The organism is Variovorax boronicumulans (assembly GCF_029892485.1).
GTDB classification, from domain to species: Bacteria; Pseudomonadota; Gammaproteobacteria; order Burkholderiales; family Burkholderiaceae_C; genus Variovorax; species Variovorax boronicumulans_B.
The window spans coordinates 552516-570669 of sequence record NZ_JARXVG010000001.1 but is presented as its reverse complement, the minus strand read 5'-3'; the positions used below and the strand labels follow the sequence as shown (position 1 = coordinate 570669).

Annotated in this window: 17 protein-coding genes and 1 riboswitch; of the genes, 10 read left to right on the top strand and 7 right to left on the bottom strand. The window is 68.3% G+C overall.

Annotated features, from left to right (window positions below; all coding sequences use genetic code 11):
* Positions 1-126 precede the first annotated feature (126 nt).
* A complete protein-coding gene (ybaL, locus tag M2282_RS02745; RefSeq protein ID WP_280807249.1) occupies positions 127-1836 on the top strand; it encodes a YbaL family putative K(+) efflux transporter in 1710 nt (569 codons plus the stop codon).
* Positions 1837-1850: 14 nt separating this feature from the next.
* On the opposite strand, the gene M2282_RS02740 is transcribed toward ybaL, so the two are convergent.
* On the bottom strand, positions 1851-2255 hold the full coding sequence (locus tag M2282_RS02740; protein WP_280807248.1) for a hypothetical protein: 405 nt from the start codon (positions 2253-2255) through the stop codon (positions 1851-1853).
* Positions 2256-2409: 154 nt separating this feature from the next.
* On the opposite strand from M2282_RS02740, the gene M2282_RS02735 reads away from it, so the two are divergent.
* The 8 genes from M2282_RS02735 (at position 2410) to M2282_RS02700 (ending at position 11419) form a co-directional block, all read left to right on the top strand.
* Positions 2410-2637: a hypothetical protein gene (locus M2282_RS02735; protein ID WP_280807247.1), complete on the top strand. Its 228-nt coding sequence runs from the start codon at positions 2410-2412 to the stop codon at positions 2635-2637.
* Between the two features lie 75 nt (positions 2638-2712).
* A riboswitch (cobalamin riboswitch) is annotated at positions 2713-2984 on the top strand.
* 398 nt (positions 2985-3382) lie between these two features.
* Positions 3383-3520, top strand: a complete 138-nt coding sequence (locus M2282_RS02730; protein WP_280807246.1) for a hypothetical protein — start codon at positions 3383-3385, stop codon at positions 3518-3520.
* A 73-nt stretch (positions 3521-3593) separates the two neighbouring features.
* A complete protein-coding gene (locus M2282_RS02725; RefSeq protein WP_280807245.1) occupies positions 3594-4271 on the top strand; it encodes an energy-coupling factor ABC transporter permease in 678 nt (225 codons plus the stop codon).
* Between the two features lie 103 nt (positions 4272-4374).
* The gene (cobW, locus tag M2282_RS02720) at positions 4375-5448 is read left to right on the top strand and encodes a cobalamin biosynthesis protein CobW (protein WP_280807244.1); all 1074 of its coding nucleotides are present in this window, start codon (positions 4375-4377) and stop codon (positions 5446-5448) included.
* A 4-nt stretch (positions 5449-5452) separates the two neighbouring features.
* Positions 5453-9265, top strand: coding sequence for a cobaltochelatase subunit CobN (gene cobN, locus M2282_RS02715; protein ID WP_280807243.1), 3813 nt, complete (start codon positions 5453-5455; stop codon positions 9263-9265).
* Positions 9262-10338, top strand: coding sequence for an ATP-binding protein (locus M2282_RS02710; RefSeq protein ID WP_280807242.1), 1077 nt, complete (start codon positions 9262-9264; stop codon positions 10336-10338). Before cobN ends, M2282_RS02710 begins: the two co-directional genes overlap by 4 nt.
* 170 nt (positions 10339-10508) lie before the next feature.
* A complete protein-coding gene (locus M2282_RS02705; RefSeq protein WP_280807241.1) occupies positions 10509-10988 on the top strand; it encodes a vWA domain-containing protein in 480 nt (159 codons plus the stop codon).
* Between the two features lie 92 nt (positions 10989-11080).
* Positions 11081-11419, top strand: a complete 339-nt coding sequence (locus M2282_RS02700; protein ID WP_280807240.1) for a DUF1090 family protein — start codon at positions 11081-11083, stop codon at positions 11417-11419.
* A 22-nt stretch (positions 11420-11441) separates the two neighbouring features.
* Here M2282_RS02700 and M2282_RS02695 read toward each other — a convergent pair whose 3' ends face one another.
* Genes M2282_RS02695 through M2282_RS02680 form a run of 4 tightly spaced genes read right to left on the bottom strand, consistent with a single transcriptional unit; the run spans position 11442 to position 14935 of the window.
* Positions 11442-11972 carry an SET domain-containing protein gene (locus M2282_RS02695; RefSeq protein ID WP_280807239.1) on the bottom strand — a complete coding sequence of 177 codons (531 nt, stop codon included), beginning with the start codon at positions 11970-11972 and terminating at the stop codon, positions 11442-11444.
* A 58-nt stretch (positions 11973-12030) separates the two neighbouring features.
* Entirely contained in the window at positions 12031-12966 is a 936-nt protein-coding gene (locus M2282_RS02690; protein ID WP_280807238.1) for an ABC transporter substrate-binding protein, read from the bottom strand.
* Between the two features lie 23 nt (positions 12967-12989).
* Positions 12990-13841, bottom strand: coding sequence for a PA4780 family RIO1-like protein kinase (locus tag M2282_RS02685; RefSeq protein ID WP_280807237.1), 852 nt, complete (start codon positions 13839-13841; stop codon positions 12990-12992).
* Positions 13838-14935 (bottom strand): GNAT family N-acetyltransferase, encoded by a 1098-nt coding sequence (locus tag M2282_RS02680; protein ID WP_280807236.1) that lies wholly within the window; start codon positions 14933-14935, stop codon positions 13838-13840. The genes M2282_RS02685 and M2282_RS02680 overlap by 4 nt, the downstream gene beginning before the upstream one ends.
* Positions 14936-15279: 344 nt before the next feature.
* On the opposite strand from M2282_RS02680, the gene M2282_RS02675 reads away from it, so the two are divergent.
* The gene (locus M2282_RS02675; protein ID WP_280807235.1) at positions 15280-17238 is read left to right on the top strand and encodes a DUF6891 domain-containing protein; all 1959 of its coding nucleotides are present in this window, start codon (positions 15280-15282) and stop codon (positions 17236-17238) included.
* A 34-nt stretch (positions 17239-17272) separates the two neighbouring features.
* Here M2282_RS02675 and M2282_RS02670 read toward each other — a convergent pair whose 3' ends face one another.
* Both M2282_RS02670 and M2282_RS02665 read right to left on the bottom strand, forming a co-directional pair.
* Complete coding sequence (locus M2282_RS02670; RefSeq protein WP_280807234.1) at positions 17273-17599, bottom strand: NIPSNAP family protein; 327 nt, start codon at positions 17597-17599, stop codon at positions 17273-17275.
* Between the two features lie 132 nt (positions 17600-17731).
* Positions 17732-18136: a YkvA family protein gene (locus M2282_RS02665; protein WP_280807233.1), complete on the bottom strand. Its 405-nt coding sequence runs from the start codon at positions 18134-18136 to the stop codon at positions 17732-17734.
* Positions 18137-18154: the final 18 nt, after the last annotated feature.

Here is an 18154-nt window from a genome sequence, read left to right as displayed (position 1 = left end):
GCCGGAGGACATTCGCGGAGGGGAGCACCCGGTGGCCTGTGCACCCGCCCCGAATGCCTCTGAACGCTTCCCCCAAGAAGGCCGTGTGAAATAAAAGGACAGGCATCGTTCCTGCAAAATGCAGCGATGCCGCACAGCGTTTCCCTCATCAACACCATTGCCGCCGGCCTCGGCCTGGCGCTGGTGTTCGGTTTCCTGGCGGCCAAGCTGCGGCTGCCGGCGCTCGTCGGCTACCTCCTGGCGGGCGTGATCATCGGCCCGTTCACTCCCGGCTTCGTGGCCGATGCAAGCATTGCCGCGCAGCTCGCCGAAATCGGCGTGATGCTGCTGATGTTCGGCGTCGGCCTCCACTTTTCCCTCGACGACCTCCTGGCCGTGCGCAAGATCGCACTGCCCGGCGCGCTCGCGCAGATCGCCGTGGCCACGCTGCTCGGCGGCGGCCTTGCCTTGTGGTGGGGCTGGAGTCCCGGCGCTGCGCTGGTGTTCGGCCTGGCGCTCTCGGTCGCCAGCACGGTCGTGTTGCTGCGCGCGCTCGAGAGCCTGGGCATCCTCGATTCATTCACCGGCCGCATCGCCATCGGCTGGCTCGTCGTCGAGGACCTGGCCATGGTGCTGGTGCTGGTGCTGATGCCGCCCTTGGCCGGCGCGCTCGGCGGCACGCCCGACAACGGCGGCGGCCCCGCAGACCCGCTGTGGCAGACCCTCGGTCTCACGCTGCTGCAGGTCGGCGGCTTCGTCGCACTGATGCTGGTGGTGGGGCGGCGGGTGTTCCCGTGGATCCTCTGGCAGGTGACCCGCACCGGCTCGCGCGAGCTGTTCACGCTGTGCGTGGTGGCCGCCGCGGTCAGCATCGCCTTCGCCTCGGCGGCGCTCTTCGGCGTGTCGTTCGCGCTCGGTGCCTTCTTCGCTGGCATGGTCATGCGCGAGTCGCAGTTCAGCCACCGGGCGGCACAGGAATCGCTGCCGCTGCGCGATGCCTTCGCGGTGCTGTTCTTCGTGTCGGTGGGCATGCTGTTCGACCCCTCGGTGCTGATCGACCGTCCCCTGCAGGTGCTCGCGGTGGTGGGGGTGATCGTGCTGGGCAAGTCGCTCGCGGCCTGCGCGCTGGTGCTGGTGTTCCGCTATCCGCTGGGCACGGCACTCACGGTGAGCGCCAGCCTGGCGCAGATCGGCGAGTTCTCGTTCATCCTGGCGGGGCTGGGCGTGTCGCTCGGCCTCTTGCCGGTGGAAGGGCAGAGCCTGGTGCTGGCCGGCGCGCTCATCTCCATCGCCACCAACCCGCTGTGGTTCAGCCTCATCGCACCGATGCAGAAGTGGCTGCATGCCCATTCTTCGTTCGCACGGGGGCTGGAGTCGCGCGACGACCCGCTGGCTGAGCTGCCGATGAGCACCGAGGCGAAGTACCTCTCCAGGCAGGTGGTGCTGGTCGGCTACGGCCGTGTGGGGCGCCGCATCGCCGCCGAGCTGGAGGCGAACGACATTCCCTTCGTGGTGGCCGAGCAGAACCGAGAACTGGTCGAGAAGCTGCGCGAAGCCGGCGTCGCGGCCGTGTGGGGCGATGCGGCCGATCCGGCGGTGCTGATCCAGGCGCACATTGCCCGCGCCCGCGTGCTGGTTGTGGCCACGCCCGACACCATGAACGTGCGCCAGATGATCGAGACCGCCCGCACGCTCAACCCCACGATCCAGACCGTGATCCGCAGCCACAACGAGCAGGAAGCGCGCCTGCTCACGCAGGAGGCGGCCGTCACCGTCTTCCTCGGCGAGCACGAGCTGGCGCAGGCGATGGCGCGCGACGTGGTCCAGCGCGCCGTGTCGATGGCCGTGCCGGCTTGAGCGCCGGCGCGGCTTCAGAGGTCTTCGATGACCAGCGTGCGGTAGCGCTGGGCGATCGAGTAGGGGACGGTACGCACCAGTTCCATCAGCTGGTTTGCGGCCGCTTCGTCCTTCGTCCTGACCAGGAGGCCCGTGTGCCCTTCGCGCGCGAGCTTGGTGTAGGCGCGCACCGTGGCGCCTTCGGTGCCCGCGGAGGGCAGGGGGTTGTCGGCATCGCTCACGGTCGGCGTGATTTCCGCGAGCACCGTGGCGGCGGTAAGCAGGTAGACCTCGTCGCCGCTCACGCCGTTCTCGATCAACCGGTGGCCGATGCGGTCGGCGTCCTCGGCGCTCGGGAACATCACCATCGAATAGCCGGTCGGATAGAACGCGCCGCCGATGCTTGCCCGCATGTTGGATTCAAGAGTGAAGTGCTTCATGTTGTTGCCTCCGGGTTTTGATGAAGGTCCCTGAAGCCAACATTAGGTCGCGCCAACCGCAAGCTCTGTAGGAGAAGCCCGGGAGCTCGGGAAGCTGTCAACCTTGCCCGCCGCCCATCCATTGACGGAAACACACTGCATGAGCCACCTTCGCATGTCCCCCACCCGAAACATCGCACTCACCGTCCATGAACTGGAGGTGGGCGAGTTCTACTGGGTGCTCATGGAAGAAGCGGCGGACGGCGATGCGGCTGGCGACCAGCGCCATGTCTACCTGCCGCTGGAGGCTGCGCACGACCCCTATGCCAGCTACTCGAATGCACTGGTGGCCGGCGTCGCGGTGATGCGGCGGCTCTTCGGCGCAGAAGGAAAACCCGGCTGAGATCCCGGGGCGCGCGCCGAGGGGCGCTACCTATAATCCCGACCGTCGGGTTTTGTAAGCTTTTCCTAGCAACACCACCCACACGGTTCGAAGGTGCCCTGCATGCCACTCTGTGGCCTGGGGGTTAAACGGGAAGCAGGTGCGCTGCGTCTTCACGGACGCATCCATTCCTGCGCTGCCCCCGCAACGGTCAGCGGATTTGGAAAACCTCGCGTCGATGTTCCTCGCGGCATCGGCAGCCACTGCGCTTCGGCGTGGGAAGGCGAGGGTTTCGGCTTCGATGCGCACGCACAGTGCCATCGGAGCGCTCCGCAAGCCCGGATACCGGCCTTCGCCACCGCCATCGGACGCTGCGGGAGTGCGGGTCCGGGCATGCCGCTTCAGCCCTTGCGCGATCGGCCCGCCCGCTTGCCGCCTCCCTCGACGCCCTCATTCGGTCAGGAGCCTGCGGGGACGCAGGTCGCGAGGAGAAGTCACATGGGTCAAGCATCGCCGGCGCGCGATCGCGTGGGCGCGCCGTTGCAATGGTCGCGCCTTTCGGGTCTTTCACTGGGCTTGGGACTGGCCTTCGGCTCGGGCGGCGCCCTGGCGCAATCGGATGAGGCGACGGGCAACGGCAGCAACGACAAGAGCCTCGCGCCGGTGCAGGTAGAGGCCAGCCGCCACACGCCGCTGGCTCTTCAATGCCGCGCACAGCCTCGACTTTCCGTGGCCCATCCAATACCGCCCTGCCTGGGACATCGTCGTGTGGCTGCTGTCGATCATCGGCATGGTCGCCTCGGCGAGCGGCGTGGTGATCGGCTGGCGCCGGCTGCGGCCCAAGCCCAGGAAACCCAAGGTGTCGTCCGTGCCGGCAGCGCAGCGTGCGCTCCAACGTTCATGACGGCGCTTGCGCGATCCACCCCCATCCACCAACAATCAACTTTCGCACTTCGGTGCAATACAGGAGGTGCCCGATGCACATCGAACCAGGTCTAGTCGACGGATCCAAGATTTTCCTCAGCTACGCGACGGCAGCCGCCGCGCTGGCCTACACAGGCAAGGTGGCCTTCGACACCCTCATGAAGGACGGCCCCGCCGCCCTGGCGCTGCGCTCGGCCATTGCCGTGGCGCTGGTGTTCTGCTTCTTCGAAGTGCTGCCGCATCATCCCGTGGGTGTCTCGGAGGTGCATCTGATCCTCGGCACGACTTTGCTGTTGGTGTTTGGGCTTGCACCTGCGGCCATCGGCCTGGCGGGCGGGTTGCTCATCCAGGGCCTGTTCTTCGAGCCGCAGGACCTGCCGCAGTTCGGCATGAACGTCACCACCTTGCTGGTGCCCCTGTTCGCGACGGCCGCGTTGGCGCAGCGGATCATTCCAAAGAATGTGGCCTACGTGGACCTGAGCTATCGGCAGGCCTTCAAGCTGTCGGTCGCCTACCAGGGCGGCATCGTGGTCTGGGTCGGCTTCTGGGCGCTCTACGGACGCGGCACGGGCCTGGAGAACCTGGGCCAGATCGCCAGCTTCGGCGCTGCCTACATGACCGTCGTGCTAGTCGAGCCGCTGGTCGACCTGGGCGTGCTGGCCGCCGCGAAGGGCTGGCGCCGTCTGCAGGGCACGGTCTTCGTCGAGCGCCGTTTGTACGGCGGCGTTTGATCCTCGCCTGTCGCGGTGCCCTCGAGCACGTCTCGGGGGGCTGCCGCCTGCTCGCCTTTTCGGCATCCATTCCCGCGCCACCGGCGCCTGAAAGAATTTCTCCATGACTCCCAGCAACGCCAAGATCCCCGTCACCATCGTCACCGGCTTCCTCGGCAGCGGCAAGACCACGCTGCTGCGGCACATCCTCGGCAATGCCGAAGGCCGCCGCATCGCGGTGATCGTCAACGAGTTCGGCGAGCTCGGCATCGACGGCGAAATCCTCCGCGGCTGCGGCATCGGCTGCGAGGATGAGAACAGCGAAGGCAACGATCGCGAAGTCGCGCTCTACGAGCTGGCCAACGGCTGCGTCTGCTGCACCGTGCAGGAAGAGTTTCTGCCCGTGATGCTGCAACTGGCCGAGCGCCGCGGCGACATCGACGCGGTGATCATCGAGACCTCGGGCCTCGCGCTGCCCAAGCCGCTGGTGCAGGCCTTCCAGTGGCCGGACATCGCGAACATCTTCACCGTCGATTCGGTGGTCACCGTGGTCGATGGCCCCGCCGCCGCCTCGGGCCAGTTTGCCGCGAACCCGCAGGAAGTCGATGCGCAGCGCCGTGCCGACCCCAACCTCGATCACGAATCGCCGCTGCACGAACTCTTCGAAGACCAGCTCTCGGCCGCCGACCTCGTGGTGCTCAACAAGACCGACCTGATGGACGACGCCACGCGCGCGCAGGTCGAGGCGCTGGTGCGTGAAGAGCTGCCGCCCGAAGTGAAGATCGTCGCCGCCACTGAAGGCCGGCTGCCGCTCGCGCTGCTGCTGGGCCAGGGCCGTGCGGCCGAAGCCACCATCCACCTGCGCGAAAGCCACCACGACCACGAGGAAGACCACGACCACGACGAGTTCGACTCGCTCGTGATCGATCTGCCGCCGGTGGACCGCGACGTTCTCCTGGCTGCGCTCGCGGCGCTGGTCGAGCAGCACACCATCTACCGCGTGAAGGGCTTCGTCGCGATTCCGGGCAAGCCGATGCGCCTGCTGGTGCAGGGCGTGGGCCGCCGCTTCGACCACCACTTCGACCGCCGCTGGCGCGATGACGAAGCGCAGCGCACGCGCCTCGTGTTCATCGGCGAAGACCTCGATGAAGGCGCGCTGCGCAAGGCACTCGAAGGCGTGGCCGCCGTGGCAGCCTGACCGCATGCACCTGCTGAGCACCCAGCCCGGACGCTTCGTCGAAGACGACAGCGTCGTCACCCGGCTCGACCAGACGCCGGGCGACATCGTGGTGCTCAGTTCGGCCGACACCACGCTCGCGCTGCTCGCCGCCGCGCGCACCGCGTTGGCGGCCACCGATCCCGGCTATCCGTCGCTGCGGCTGGCCAACCTCATGTACCTGCGGCAGCCAGCCTCGCTCGACCTGTACATCGACGAGGTGCTGCAGCATGCGCGCGTGGTGGTGGTCGATCACCTGGGCGCCGAATCGGCCTGGGCCTACGGGCTGCAGCAGCTGGAGAAGCTCGCCCGGCGCAAGGGCCAGCAGCTCGCGATGTTCTCGGGCGACCTGCAGGAAGACGAAGACCTGCTCGCGCGCAGCACCGCGCCGCGTGCCGTGAGCCGCCGGCTCTGGCAGTACATGCGTTCGGGCGGTGCGGGCAATGCGATGCAGTTCCTGCGTGCGGTGGCCTTCCATGGCCTCGGCCATGGCGAAGCGCCGTTGCCACCGCGCAGCCTGCCGCAGGTGGCGCTGCACGTGCCGCGCGGCATGGATGCTGCGCACACCGTCGCCGGCGTCGACGACCTGCGCGCCGGCTGGCATTCGGATGCGCCGGTGGTGGCGCTGGTGTTCTACCGGTCGCACCTGCTGTCGGGCAACACGGCGGCTTTCGATGCGCTCGCTGCTGCGCTGCATGCCGAAGGGTTGAACGCATTGCCGGTCGCGCTCGATTCGTTGAAAGACTCGCTGTGCCTGTCCGCATTCCGGGGTCTCTGCAGCGAGCACGACGTGCAGCTGGTGCTCAACACGACCGCCTTCGCCGCACTGGGGCAAGGCGCGCAGAACGACGAAGGCGAGGCCATCGCGCTGGCCGGCGATGCGCCGGTGCTGCAGGTGATCGTGAGCGGCGGCAACCGCGAAGACTGGCTGGCCGACAGCCAGGGCCTGCGCCCGCGCGACATCGCGATGCAGATCGCCTTGCCCGAGATGGACGGCCGCATCATCACGCGCGCCGTGAGCTTCAAGGGCCTGTCGCACCGCTGCGAACTCACGCAGACCGAGGTGGTGAACTACCAGCCCGAGCCGGATCGCATCGCCTTCGTGGCCGAGCTGGCGCGGCGCTGGTGCCGGCTGCGCAGTCTGAAGGCCGCCGACAAGCGCATCGCGTTGATCCTCGCGAACTACCCCGGCAGCGAAGGCCGCATCGGCAGCGGGGTGGGGCTCGACACGCCGGCCTCAATGATCGCCATCCTGCGTGCGATGCAGGCCGAGGGCTACGTGCTCGGCGATGCGATCCCGACCGATGGCGATGCGCTGATGCGGAAGCTGCAGGAGAGCATTGCGAACGATCCGGCGCAATGGGCCGCGCGCCCCGCCTGGCAAAGCTACGCGCTCGCCGATTACCGCGCGCGGCTCGCGGCCTTGCCCGAAGGCATGGCCGCCGCCATCGATGCGCGATGGGGTAAGCCCGAGCAGGACCCGATGCTGCGCCAAGGCCGCTTCATGATCGCGGGCTTGCGGCTGGGCCGTGTGTTTGTCGGCATCCAGCCCGCACGCGCACTCGGCACCCTGGGCACCGCCGACTACGCGAGCTACCACGACGCCGAACTGGTGCCGCCGCACAGCTATCTCGCGTTCTACTTCTGGCTGCGCGATGTGTTCGCCATCGATGCGGTCGTGCATGTCGGCAAGCACGGCAACCTCGAGTGGCTGCCGGGCAAGAGCATCGCGCTGTCGCAGACCTGCTGGCCCGATGCGATCCTCGGGCCGCTGCCGAACGTCTACCCCTTCATCGTCAACGACCCGGGCGAGGGCGCGCAGGCCAAGCGCCGCACGCAGGCGGTGATCGTCGATCACCTGATGCCGCCGCTCACGCGCGCCGAGAACCACGGCCCGCTGCAGGATCTGGAGCGGCAGGTGGACGAGTATTACGACGCGCTGCTGGTCGATGCGCGGCGCGCGAAGGTGCTGCGTGCGCAGATCCTCGCTGCCGTGCGTGCGCAGCACCTGGTCGAGGAACTGGGCATGCCGGGCGCGGAAGACGATGCGGTGCTGGCGCGCGTCGATGCCTACCTGTGCGAGCTCAAGGAAACGCAGATACGCGACGGGCTGCATGTGTTCGGCGCTTCGCCAGAGGCGCGGCTGCGGCGCGACACGCTGCTCGCGCTCGCGCGCTATCCGTCTGCGGACGGCGCAGGTGCGAATGCCGGGTTGCTGGGCGCGATGGCGCAAGACCTGCTGCCGGGCGAAGCCTTCGACCCGCTCGACATCGAAGCGGCCAAGCCATGGCAGGGCGCGCGGCCGGCGCTGCTGCAATCGGTGAGTGCCGATGCATGGCGGCATCACGGCGACACGCGCGAACGGCTGGAGCTTCTTGCGCAGCGCTTGCTGGAAGAGAACGCCTGCCCGTACTACATGCCGCATACCGCAGCCGTGATGCGCCGCGTCGAACAAAGCCTCGCACCCGCGCTCGACGCCTGCGGTGCTCAGGAACTGCATCAACTTTCGCGCGCGCTGCAAGGCCGCTTCGTGCCGCCCGGCCCGAGCGGGTCGCCGTCGCGTGGTCGGCCTGATGTGCTGCCGACCGGCCGCAACTTCTACGCGGTCGACACGCGCGCCATCCCCACGCCCACGGCCTGGATGCTCGGCCTCAAGTCCGCCGCGCAGCTGGTCGAGCGGCACATGCAGGAGCACGGTGACTACCCGGTGGCGATGGGCCTCTCGGTGTGGGGCACGGCCACGATGCGCACCGGCGGCGACGACCTCGCGCAGGCCTTCGCGCTCATCGGCGTACGGCCCAAATGGGCGCCGGGCAGCCAGCGCGTGGTCGATTTCGAAGTGCTGCCCACGGTGGGGCTCGGGCGTCCCCGCATCGATGTGACGCTGCGCATCTCGGGCTTCTTCCGCGATGCTTTTCCCAACGCCGTGCAGATGTTCGACGCCGCGGTGCAGGCCGTCGCGTCACAGGAAGACGAAGACGCCGAGCGCAACCCGATCCGCGCCCGCATCCTTCGCGAGACCGCAGCGCTCGAAGCACAAGGCCTCGCCCCCGAGGCCGCGCGCACGCAAGCCGGCTGGCGCGTGTTCGGCTCCGCGCCGGGCGCCTACGGCTCCGGCTTGCAACCGCTGTTCGATCACGGCGACTGGCAGACCGACAACGACCTCTCCGACGCCTATGTCGGCGGCAGTGCCCATGCCTACGGCCAGGGCAGCGACGGCGTGCCGGCGGCCGATGCACTCGTGCGGCGCCTGCGCGCCATGAACGTCGTGCTGCAGAACCAGGACAGCCGCGAGCACGACCTGCTCGACTCCAACGACTACTACCAGTTCCAGGGCGGCATGGCCGCCGCCGTGCGCCACCTGAGCGGCCGGCAGCCCGCGATGTACCACGGCGACCACGGCAACCCGCAGGCGCCGCGCGTGCGCACGCTGAAGGAAGAAATCAGCCGTGTGATCCGCGCGCGCGTGGTCAATCCGAAGTGGATAGCCGGCGTGAAGCGCCACGGCTACAAGGGCGCCTTCGAGATGGCAGCGACCGTCGACTACCTCTTCGGCTTCGACGCCACGGCGCGCGTGGTCGGCGACCACCAGTACGCGATGGTGGCCGACGCCTATGTGCTCGATGCTGACACCCGCGACTTCGTGAACGAACACAATCCGCGTGCGCTGCACGACATGCTCAGCCGCCTGCTCGAAGCCATGCAGCGCGGCCTGTGGCAGTCGCCCGGCGACTACCAGACCCAATTGGAAAACCTGCTGCTCGACCACGAGCAGCAGATGGAAGGATCCCTCCGATGACCACTGCCGCTCCGATGCCGGTGCCTTTTCCCTTCGCCGCCATCACGGGCCAGCCGCAGCTGCGCCAGGCGCTGCTGCTGGCCGCAGTCGATCCGGGCCTGGGCGGTGTGCTGATCGAAGGCCCGCGCGGCACGGCCAAGACCACCGCGGCGCGTGCGTTGGCCGAGCTGCTGCCGGGCGCGCCGTTCGTGACGCTGCCGCTGGGCGCGAGCCTCGAAAGCCTCGTCGGCACGCTGGACCTCGGGCAGGCGCTCGCGGGCCATGAGCTCAAATTCGCGCCCGGCCTGCTGGCGCGCGCGAACGGCGGCGTGCTGTACGTGGACGAGATCAACCTGCTGCCCGATGCGCTGATCGATTCGCTGCTCGATGCGGCGGCCAGCGGCGTCAACGTGGTCGAGCGCGACGGCATTTCGCACCGGCATGCGGCGCGCTTCGTGCTGGTCGGCACCATGAACCCGGAAGAGGGCACGCTGCGCCCGCAGCTGCTCGACCGCTTCGGCCTGTGCGTGCAGCTGCGCAACATCGAGGATGCGGCCGAGCGGCAGGCCATCGTGCGGGCGCGGCTCGCATTCGACGTCGATCCGCAGGGCTTTCGCGCGAAGCATGCGCAGGCCGAAGCCGAACTCGCATCGGCGCTCGTCGCAGCCCGCGCCCTCGTGGCGGACGCATCGGCGCTGCCATACGGCGACGACGTGCATGAAACCGTCAGCGCGCTGTGCATCGCATCGCAGGTCGACGGGCTGCGCGCCGACCTCGTGATGCTGCGCTCGGCACGCGCGCTCGCGGCCTGGGACGGTGCGGCGGCGATCACCGCCGACCATGTGCAGCGCGTGGCCGAGGCCGTGCTGCTGCACCGTCGCAAGCCGCATGCCGAAGGTGCGGCCCCTGCGCAGGCGCCCGCGCAGCAGAACGCCGGCGGTCGGTCTGGCGCGAACGACGCAGGCCAGGGCAACGCAGCCGATGGGGACTGGGGCGCCATGCCACCCGAGCCCGTCGGCATCGAGCGCGTGAAGCCGCTGCGCCCGCTGATCCCTGCCCAGACCGCACCGCAGGCCACCCCAAAAAAAGCCTGAGCCTCCGGGACGCCGAACCCACTGGCGCACGCCAGGGCGACTGGAGGCAGGGCCGACAAAGGGACGCATGGCACGGCGCCGCATCGCCGGGCGCCGCACTCGACTGGCCGCGCACCTTCGCGGCCCGCGGTGCCGACACGCTGCGCACCGAACACCTGCGCCGCCGTCCGTTGCAGGCACGCAGCGGCGCGCTGCATTGCTTTCTGCTCGATTGCTCCGCCTCGATGCGCAACGACGGCAACCTCGCGCTCGCCAAGGGCCTGCTGCTGTCGCTGATGGAAGAGGCCTACCAGCGGCGCGACCATGTGGCGCTGCTGTGCTTTGCCGGCGAGGTGGTCGAGCTGCGCCTGCCGCCGCGCCGTGCCAGCGCGTGGAACGACGACTGGATCGCACCCATCGCGGCCGGTGGCGGCACGCCGCTCTCGCTCGGGGTGCAGCGCGCCGACCAGCTGCTGGCCCGCAGCGCGGCGCATCGGCGCTGGCTGTGGCTGCTCACCGATGGCCGCAGCAGCGAAAGCCCCGCACGGCCAGAGGCCGCCGACATCGCCTGCGTGGTCGATTTCGAGGCGGCGCGTGTGCCGCTGCATCGCGCGCAGCAACTGGCCCAACGCTGGCAGGCGCGCTACCTTGCCGCCGAGCGAACTGCGTGAATCACAGGGATCGACGGTCGGGACCCGGCCCATCATCAGGACGGCATAGGGCCAAGCGCATTCCCTGGGGCAAGTTCGGGTAACTTCGCGGCATGCGCCTCAACCCCTCTTTCCTCGCTCTTGCATGGGCCCTGGCCATGCCCGCCTTCGCACAGACGGCGGAACCGCAGCCGACGGGTGCCGCCGATTGCAAGGCGCAGGAGGCGGTGCTCGAACGCGACATGGCGCTCGCCCGTTCCCGCGGCCAGATGCTGCGCCGCCGGCAGCTCGGCGAGGAACTGGATGCGCTCCTGGCACGCTGCAAGTCGCTCACCCCCGCGCAGGGCCGCGAAGCGCGCATCGAGAAGCTGCAGCAGGAAATCCGCACGCTCCGCGCCGAACTCGAACGGGCCGAGGAGCAGTTGCGCAGCCTGAAGAGCGGGTCGCCCTGAGAGGGCTCCAGGAAGCTTCAGCTCACCACGGTAGGTCGCCGAACGGCGACGCAGGGGCGGGCGAAACGTCTTTTTCCGCCGTGCTGTCCACCGGCGCGAGCATGGTCCCCCGGCAGTTCGGCGAGCCGCAATGGCAGGGGTACTTCGACGGCGGCGAGCCGTCGTCGGCGGTCAGCGAATAGTCGATGAACAGCTCGTCGCCCGCGTCCACGGCCACGAGCGTCTGGAATTTCAGCACCAGCTCGCCGGCCTCGTCGTATTCCTCGACCGCCTCGCAATTCGGCTCGCAGGCGTGGTTCAGGTGCCGGGTGCCGTTGCCGCCCTTGGCGCCGTCGATGGTCTCGTGGTTCGACAGCGTGAACAGGTAGGTGAGCTGGTCGTCCCAGACCTTGGTGGCGATCTCCTGCTTCGTGTAGCGGCGGCCTTCGTAGAGGCCGAGAAAAGCCTGCGCGGGCAGGTCGCGGGTCGCGAAGGCGCCGAGCCCGTGCACGCCGCTCGGGCCGACGCGGATGAACGGGGTGGAGGAGGTGAACTGCTTGGGGCGGGATTTCATGGAGCGACGGTAGAGGCGGGTGGCATCGGGGGCGGGAACGGGGCGAAGGCAGGCCGCCTCAGCGCGGCGGATTCCCCAGCGAGACGAGGCAACTCACGATGGCATCGGCCGCCTCGTCCAGCCGCGGGCCCGGACGCATCATCAGGTCGAAGCGCGCCGAGGCGAAGCTGCAGACGCGGCCGCGCTGGATGGCGCTCATGGCCGACCAGCCGGGCCGCGCGGCCATGGCGGAGATTTCGCCGAGCGCCGAGACCATCAGCACGTCCGGATCGGCGCGCACCACGAACTCGGGGCTCATCTTGGGAAAGGGACCGAGCGTGCCCGGCACCGCATTGGCCAGCCCTAGGCGCGCGAGCGTCTCGCCGATGAAGGAGCTTTCGGTGGCCGCGGCCATGCCGCCATGCACCTCGAAATAGACGCGCCGCCCCTGCCAGCCCAGCGGCACGCGGGCGCGGGCCGCATTGAGCCGGGCGTCCAGCGTGCGCCAGACCGCCTCGCCCGCGCCGGGTTTGCCGGTGGCGCGCGCCACGGTTTCCATCACCCGCCGCATGTCGCCATGGGTCTTGGCATCGAGCGCCAGCACCTTGATGCCCAGGCGCTCCAGCGGTTCGGCCGCTCGGCTGCGCGGGCGCAGCAGCACCAGGTCGGGCCTGAGCGCGACGATGCGCTCGATGTTCGCGTCGTCGATGCCGCCGACCTGCGGCAGGCCCTTTACCCGCGCGGGCCAGTTGGCATGGCGGTCGATGCCCACCAGCCGGTCGCAGGCGTCGAGCGCGCAGACGGTTTCGGTGAGCGAGGGCATCAGCGAGACGATGCGCCTGGCCGGCGCCTGCAGTTCGAGCGTGGTGCCGCGGTCGTCTTCGAGGCGGATGCTGGCGGCATGCGCCGCAGAGCCGACACCCAGAGCCACGAAGGCCGCAGCCCTGGCGATCTGGCGGACGGTGGCGGCGGCGTTGAAAAGCGGCTGGCGCCGGGGCAGGGTGGTGGACGTCATCGGGCGGGGCGTTGCAGGCCCCGCTATTGTCGCGGCGTCTGCATGCGCACCAGCCGCGCCGCTTCTTCGGCGCGTGCGTCGTCCACCTCGCGCAGCACATTGCTCAGGTCGACCGGGCCGGTCTCGCGCACGAAGGTGCCGCTGAGTTCCGTCTCTGGCCGCAGCAGGCCGCGCTCGTAGAGCTGCCAGATCTCATCGCCGTAGTGCGTCTTGAGCAGTGCGGGTGCGAACTGGCCGAAGAAGTTGCGCAGGTTCTCCACGTCGCGCAGCAGCATGCGCTTGGCGTGGTTGTTGCCCGCGGCATCCACGGCCTGCGGCAGGTCGATGATGACCGGGCCGTCTTCGGCCAGCAGCACGTTGAACTCCGAGAGGTCGCCGTGCACCACGCCCGCGCACAGCATGCGCATCACTTCGCGCAGCAGGCTCGCGTGGTGGCGCAGCGCGTCCTCGGGCGAGAAGGCCACATCGTTCAGGCGCGGGGCGGCATCGCCGTTGGCGTCGGTCACCAGGTCCATCAGCAGCACGCCTTCGAGGAAGTTGTGCGGCGTGGGCACCCGCACGCCGGCCGCGGCCAGGCGGTAGAGCGCATCGACCTCGGCGCTCTGCCAGATGGCCTCGGTCACCTGGCGGCCGAACTTCGTGCCCTTGGCCATGGCACGGGCCTCGCGGGTGTTCTTGACGCGGCGATTCTCGGTGTAGTCGACGGCCTGGCGGAAGCTGCGCTTGTCGGCCTCCTTGTAGACCTTGGCGCAGCGCGTTTCCTCGCCGCAGCGCACGACGTAGACCATGGCTTCCTTGCCGCTCATCAGCTGGCGCACGACGGTGTCGATCAGGCCTTCGTCCACGAGGGTTTGCAGTCTCTGGGGTGTCTTCATGTGTGCGCCTCCCGCGAAGCCAGCCGGCGGGTCGAGAGGAAGGCCCTCAGGCTTTCCGTGCCGATCTGGTAGGCCCCATCATGCCTGTGCGGGGCAAAGCCCAGCCGGCGGTTGATGGCGAGCATGGGCGCATTGACCTCGGCGTTCTGCGTGACGGCCATCACCACCTCGGGGTGGCGCTCGCGCACCAGCTGCAGCATCACCGCCTTCACGCCCTTGGCCAGGCCCCTGCCACGCCAGCGGCGGGCCACGCCCGTGAGCCGCTGGAACATGCGGTCGGGGTAGAGCTGGTTCCAGCTCGCATCGCACACCGCGGCCACCTCGTCGCCGTCGAGCAGCAGCACCAGGAAGTGCTCGCCGCCGCGGCGGTCGATCTCGGCGTACCAGGCGCGGAAGTCCTCGAGCTCGAAGCGCATCGGCGCGCGTGCGAGGCCGGAGGTGGGCGCGTCTTCGAGCAGTTCCGAGAGCGGTGACATCAGCGTGGCGAGGCGCTCGAAGGGCACGCGGCCCGCGTGGATTTCCAGGCGCAGCCCGTGGCCGGGCGCGAGGGCTTCGGCGCGCCAGCGGGCGAGCGCGTCGTCGTCGAGGCCGGCGAAGGGCATGCGGTTCTCGATGCTGCGGTGCTTTTCGGTCGCACCGATGGCGGCAAGGAATGCGTGGCTCTCGGGGAGGTGAACGTTGAAGGTGGCGGTGGTCTTGCCTTGCGCGTCCATCCACGCCAGCAGTTCGCGCAACAGAAGGCTGCCGACGCCCTGCCGCCTGTGGGACTGCCGTACACCGCCCCAGACATTGGCGAATGGCGCGAAGGCGTCGTAGTCGGGCGTTCCTTCGCGGCGAACGCTCATGTTGAGCGAACCCGCGAGCGTGCCCTGCGTGTCCCGGACGAAGACGCGGTGCACGACATGCAGCGGTGTGTGCTGGCGCACGTTGTGCTCGGTGTGGGCGTCGTCCGGAAGCGGTTCGCCCGGAAGATCCTCCTCGTTGCGCAGGCGCCAATAGGCGAGGGCCTGCGCCCATTCTTCAGCGGACGCCCGCTCGGGATCGAAATAGGAAATCACGAACTGCCGCGCATCGGCGGCACGGGTTTCAAGCATGGTTGGCCTTGATTCGAAAAATGAACGGATCGCGCCCGGCACATGCGTGCCGGCGGTGGCGTTTGAATCGGGCGATTTGTCGCGGCGGAAGGCCGCGATGATCGAACTGGCGATGCCCTCAGGGGCAGGTGCTGCGCAAGGGATGCGTCAGCAGCAGTTCTTGGGCGACCCGACAACAAACCGTACGGGGGAGGGGGAATGAATAGCAGGCTCTTTCATCGCGCACCTCCGGTCTGTGTTGTGGATCGAGGCGTCGAATGTAGCGATGTTCGCGCGGCCTGGGAAGTGCAATGTCGCGCCATGTGCCTGCGGCAGAATCCAAAAACCAACAGACAGGGAGTGCCATGGATCCGAAGAAGATTTTCGAGGCGGCGCGCGAAGCCGATGTCCAGACGGTACGCGCGTGCATCGCGGCCGGGGCCGACATGGCTGCTGTGAACAAGCAGGGCTTCACCGCGCTGCAGTGCGCCGCGATGGGATCGAACCAGACCGAGGTTGCGCCGAACCTCGCCGTGCTGCGCCTGTTGCTCGAAGCCGGCAGCCCGCTCGAATACACCCGCACCGATGGCCGCACCGCGCTCTACCTCGCCGCCGAATTCGCGCCCACGACGGATGCGGTGCAACTGCTCCTGGATGCCGGCGCCAACGCCGACATCAGCGACGGGCATGGCAACCACATCACGGTGAACGCGATGATGGAAGAGGTGATCGCGCTGCTCGCGGGCGTCACCGGCAAGCCGATACCCGCGCCGCCTCCACCCGAACCCGATCCCGTGAAGATGACGACCGCGCAATGGCGCACCGTCAAGGCCAGGATCGACGAGGTCTTCGATGCGTTGACGAAGGCCGGGCTCGTCACGCTGCAGGATGCGGGGCAGACGCAGTCCGACGGTTTCTCCGACTGCTCCGAGGCCTTCCACGAGCGCGGCGGCGAAGCAGCCGGCGTGCACGGCTTCTGCTTCTACACGCGGCAGGACCTGAACCGCGCGAAGCGCAGCAGCCAGCTGTCGCTCGCGTTCTGGGGCGCGCCGGCAGGTGCGGATGCCGACATGCTGCGTGTCGGCGAACTCGTCGTCGATCACTTCCGCAAGGCGGGCTTCGAGGTGCGATGGAACGGCGCGGCATCGATGCGGCCGGAGGTCAATCTGCGGCAGCCGAGTTCGCAGGCGGCGCCACCCGGCCAGCCGGCGCCTTCCGCCGCCCCCGTTGAACAAGCCGCTGGCGGACAGGCATCGCAATCGAGCTTTCTCTATTTCACGGGCCAGGGCTCCGACAAGGTCTACCAGGTCCACCTGCGCCCGAAGGACGACGGCTGGGTGGTCGACTACGGCAATGGACGTCGCGGCGGCACGCTCGCCACCGGCACCAAGACCAGCAGCCCTGTCGCGTTCGAAGCGGCGCTGAAGATCTACGAAAAGGTCGTGAAGGAGAAGACCTCCAAGGGCTACACGCCGGACCAGTCGGGCGCGCTCTACACCTCGAGCGATCTCGCGGGCCGCATCAGCGGCGAGTTGCCGCAGCTACCCACGCTGATCCTCGAAGAGCAGGTGGCGCGCTACTTCGACGACGCGGGCTGGGGCCTGCAGGAAAAAGCCGATGGCGAGAACCGCATCCTGCTGATCGAGGGCGAGACCGTGCGCGGTACCAATCGCCGCGGACTTTTTGTCGACATTCCGCAAGCCTGGGTCGGCGAGGCGGGAGCGACCGCGGGGCGCACCGTCATCGCGGGCGAGCATGTCGGCGATGTCTTCAAGGCCTTCGACCTGCTGGCGCTCGATGGCCAGGATCTGCGCAGTGCCGCCTTCATCGATCGCTTCGGCCACCTGCAGAAGATGGCCGGGCGCCTTCCCTGGATGGTGGTGCTCGATCTCGAAACCACCGCCGAGGGCAAGCGCCGCCGCGCCGCGCAACTGCTGGCCGCGCACGGCGAAGGCTATGTGCTCAAGGCGCTCGCCGCACCGTTCGCGGCGGGGCGCAGCACCACGAGCCTGAAGTTCAAGTTCAACCAGAGCGCGACCTGCGAGGTGATCCGCGTCAACGCGCAGCGCTCGGTGGCCGTGGGCCTGCGCGACGAGACGGGCGCGATGGTCGACATGGGCAACGTGACGGTGCCGCCCAACGAGGCGCTGCCGCCAGTGGGCGCGCTGGTCGAGGTGCGCTATCTCTACCGCTATGCGGGCGGCAAGTTCGAGCAGCCGGTCTACAAGGGCCAGCGGATGGACATGACATCCGACGATGCCGTGCTTTCGCAGGTCACGCGGATCAAGGAGCGTGGTGCGCCGATGGATGGCGAAGCTCCCTGAAGCCTTCGCTATGCGGCGATGGCCGCGGAAGAGACTATTTCGCAGGCGAGAAAGAGGTGGGCGCCAGGAACGAGTTGTCCATCTTCGCAACGATCGGTCCGGCTGCCTCGCTCGCCTTTCTGACCTCGACCCATTCGGGATCGACGACAAACTTGCCCCACTTGGCCTCACGGTCGGCCAGGCTCTCCCAGACCAGCATGTAGGTAAGCGCGTTGCTGTCAGGTCCGATTGCGGTCGTCCAATATCCGAGCTGACGAATTTCCAGCCGGTTCCAGATGCCCACCGTGTGATCCCGAAATCTGGCAAGAACGTCGGGCAGCCGGCCAGGCATTGCGGTATAGACGCGTAGTTCGTAGATCATTGACATCAGTCCTGAAAAAGTTGTTGCGAGTTGACGGGGTGGTGGGCATGAAAGCCTGGCTCACATTGTGCTGCCGGAGGTCCGCCCGGAAGGCGCCGGCCCGCATTGGCTGTACGTTTTTCTCCAAAGCCGTCATTCCGAAACGTATGGATGCGGCTTGAGCCAGAGCCAGACCGCCACGCCCGCGGCCAGCCACAGCACCACGATCAGGAATGCCCCGGCGCGACTGCTTGGCTTCGAGCCGTTGGTCTGCATCCACTCTTCTGCCTGGCTGCGGCATTCCGCGAGGACGTCGGGCGGCAGCAGCCTGAGGGTCAACCAGATCAGGGCGGGAAGCAGCAGAACATCATCGACGTAGCCCAGCACCGGAATGAAGTCGGGGATCAGGTCAATGGGGCTGAGCGCATAGGCCACCACGAAAATACCCAACGCCTTCGCGTACCAGGGCGTCCGAGGATTTTTTCCTGCAAACCAGAGCGTCACGCCGTCGCGTTTGACCCGCTTTGCCCAGGTCTTCAAGTTGTCGCTGATTCTCATGGGTGCAGCATGCCGCAT

Bases quoted from the DNA above. Each gene is read 5' to 3' on its own strand.
- M2282_RS02685 (WP_280807237.1), bottom strand. From the start codon at position 13,841: ATGAAGACACCCCAGAGACTGCAAACCCTCGTGGACGAAGGCCTGATC.
- M2282_RS02735 (WP_280807247.1), top strand. From the start codon at position 2,410: ATGTCCCCCACCCGAAACATCGCACTCACCGTCCATGAACTGGAGGTG.
- M2282_RS02690 (WP_280807238.1), bottom strand. From the start codon at position 12,966: ATGACGTCCACCACCCTGCCCCGGCGCCAGCCGCTTTTCAACGCCGCC.
- cobW (WP_280807244.1), top strand. From the start codon at position 4,375: ATGACTCCCAGCAACGCCAAGATCCCCGTCACCATCGTCACCGGCTTC.
- M2282_RS02675 (WP_280807235.1), top strand. From the start codon at position 15,280: ATGGATCCGAAGAAGATTTTCGAGGCGGCGCGCGAAGCCGATGTCCAG.
- M2282_RS02710 (WP_280807242.1), top strand. From the start codon at position 9,262: ATGACCACTGCCGCTCCGATGCCGGTGCCTTTTCCCTTCGCCGCCATC.
- cobN (WP_280807243.1), top strand. From the start codon at position 5,453: ATGCACCTGCTGAGCACCCAGCCCGGACGCTTCGTCGAAGACGACAGC.
- M2282_RS02695 (WP_280807239.1), bottom strand. From the start codon at position 11,972: ATGAAATCCCGCCCCAAGCAGTTCACCTCCTCCACCCCGTTCATCCGC.
- M2282_RS02700 (WP_280807240.1), top strand. From the start codon at position 11,081: ATGCGCCTCAACCCCTCTTTCCTCGCTCTTGCATGGGCCCTGGCCATG.
- ybaL (WP_280807249.1), top strand. From the start codon at position 127: ATGCCGCACAGCGTTTCCCTCATCAACACCATTGCCGCCGGCCTCGGC.
- M2282_RS02725 (WP_280807245.1), top strand. From the start codon at position 3,594: ATGCACATCGAACCAGGTCTAGTCGACGGATCCAAGATTTTCCTCAGC.
- M2282_RS02680 (WP_280807236.1), bottom strand. From the start codon at position 14,935: ATGCTTGAAACCCGTGCCGCCGATGCGCGGCAGTTCGTGATTTCCTAT.
- M2282_RS02665 (WP_280807233.1), bottom strand. From the start codon at position 18,136: ATGAGAATCAGCGACAACTTGAAGACCTGGGCAAAGCGGGTCAAACGC.
- M2282_RS02740 (WP_280807248.1), bottom strand. From the start codon at position 2,255: ATGAAGCACTTCACTCTTGAATCCAACATGCGGGCAAGCATCGGCGGC.
- M2282_RS02670 (WP_280807234.1), bottom strand. From the start codon at position 17,599: ATGATCTACGAACTACGCGTCTATACCGCAATGCCTGGCCGGCTGCCC.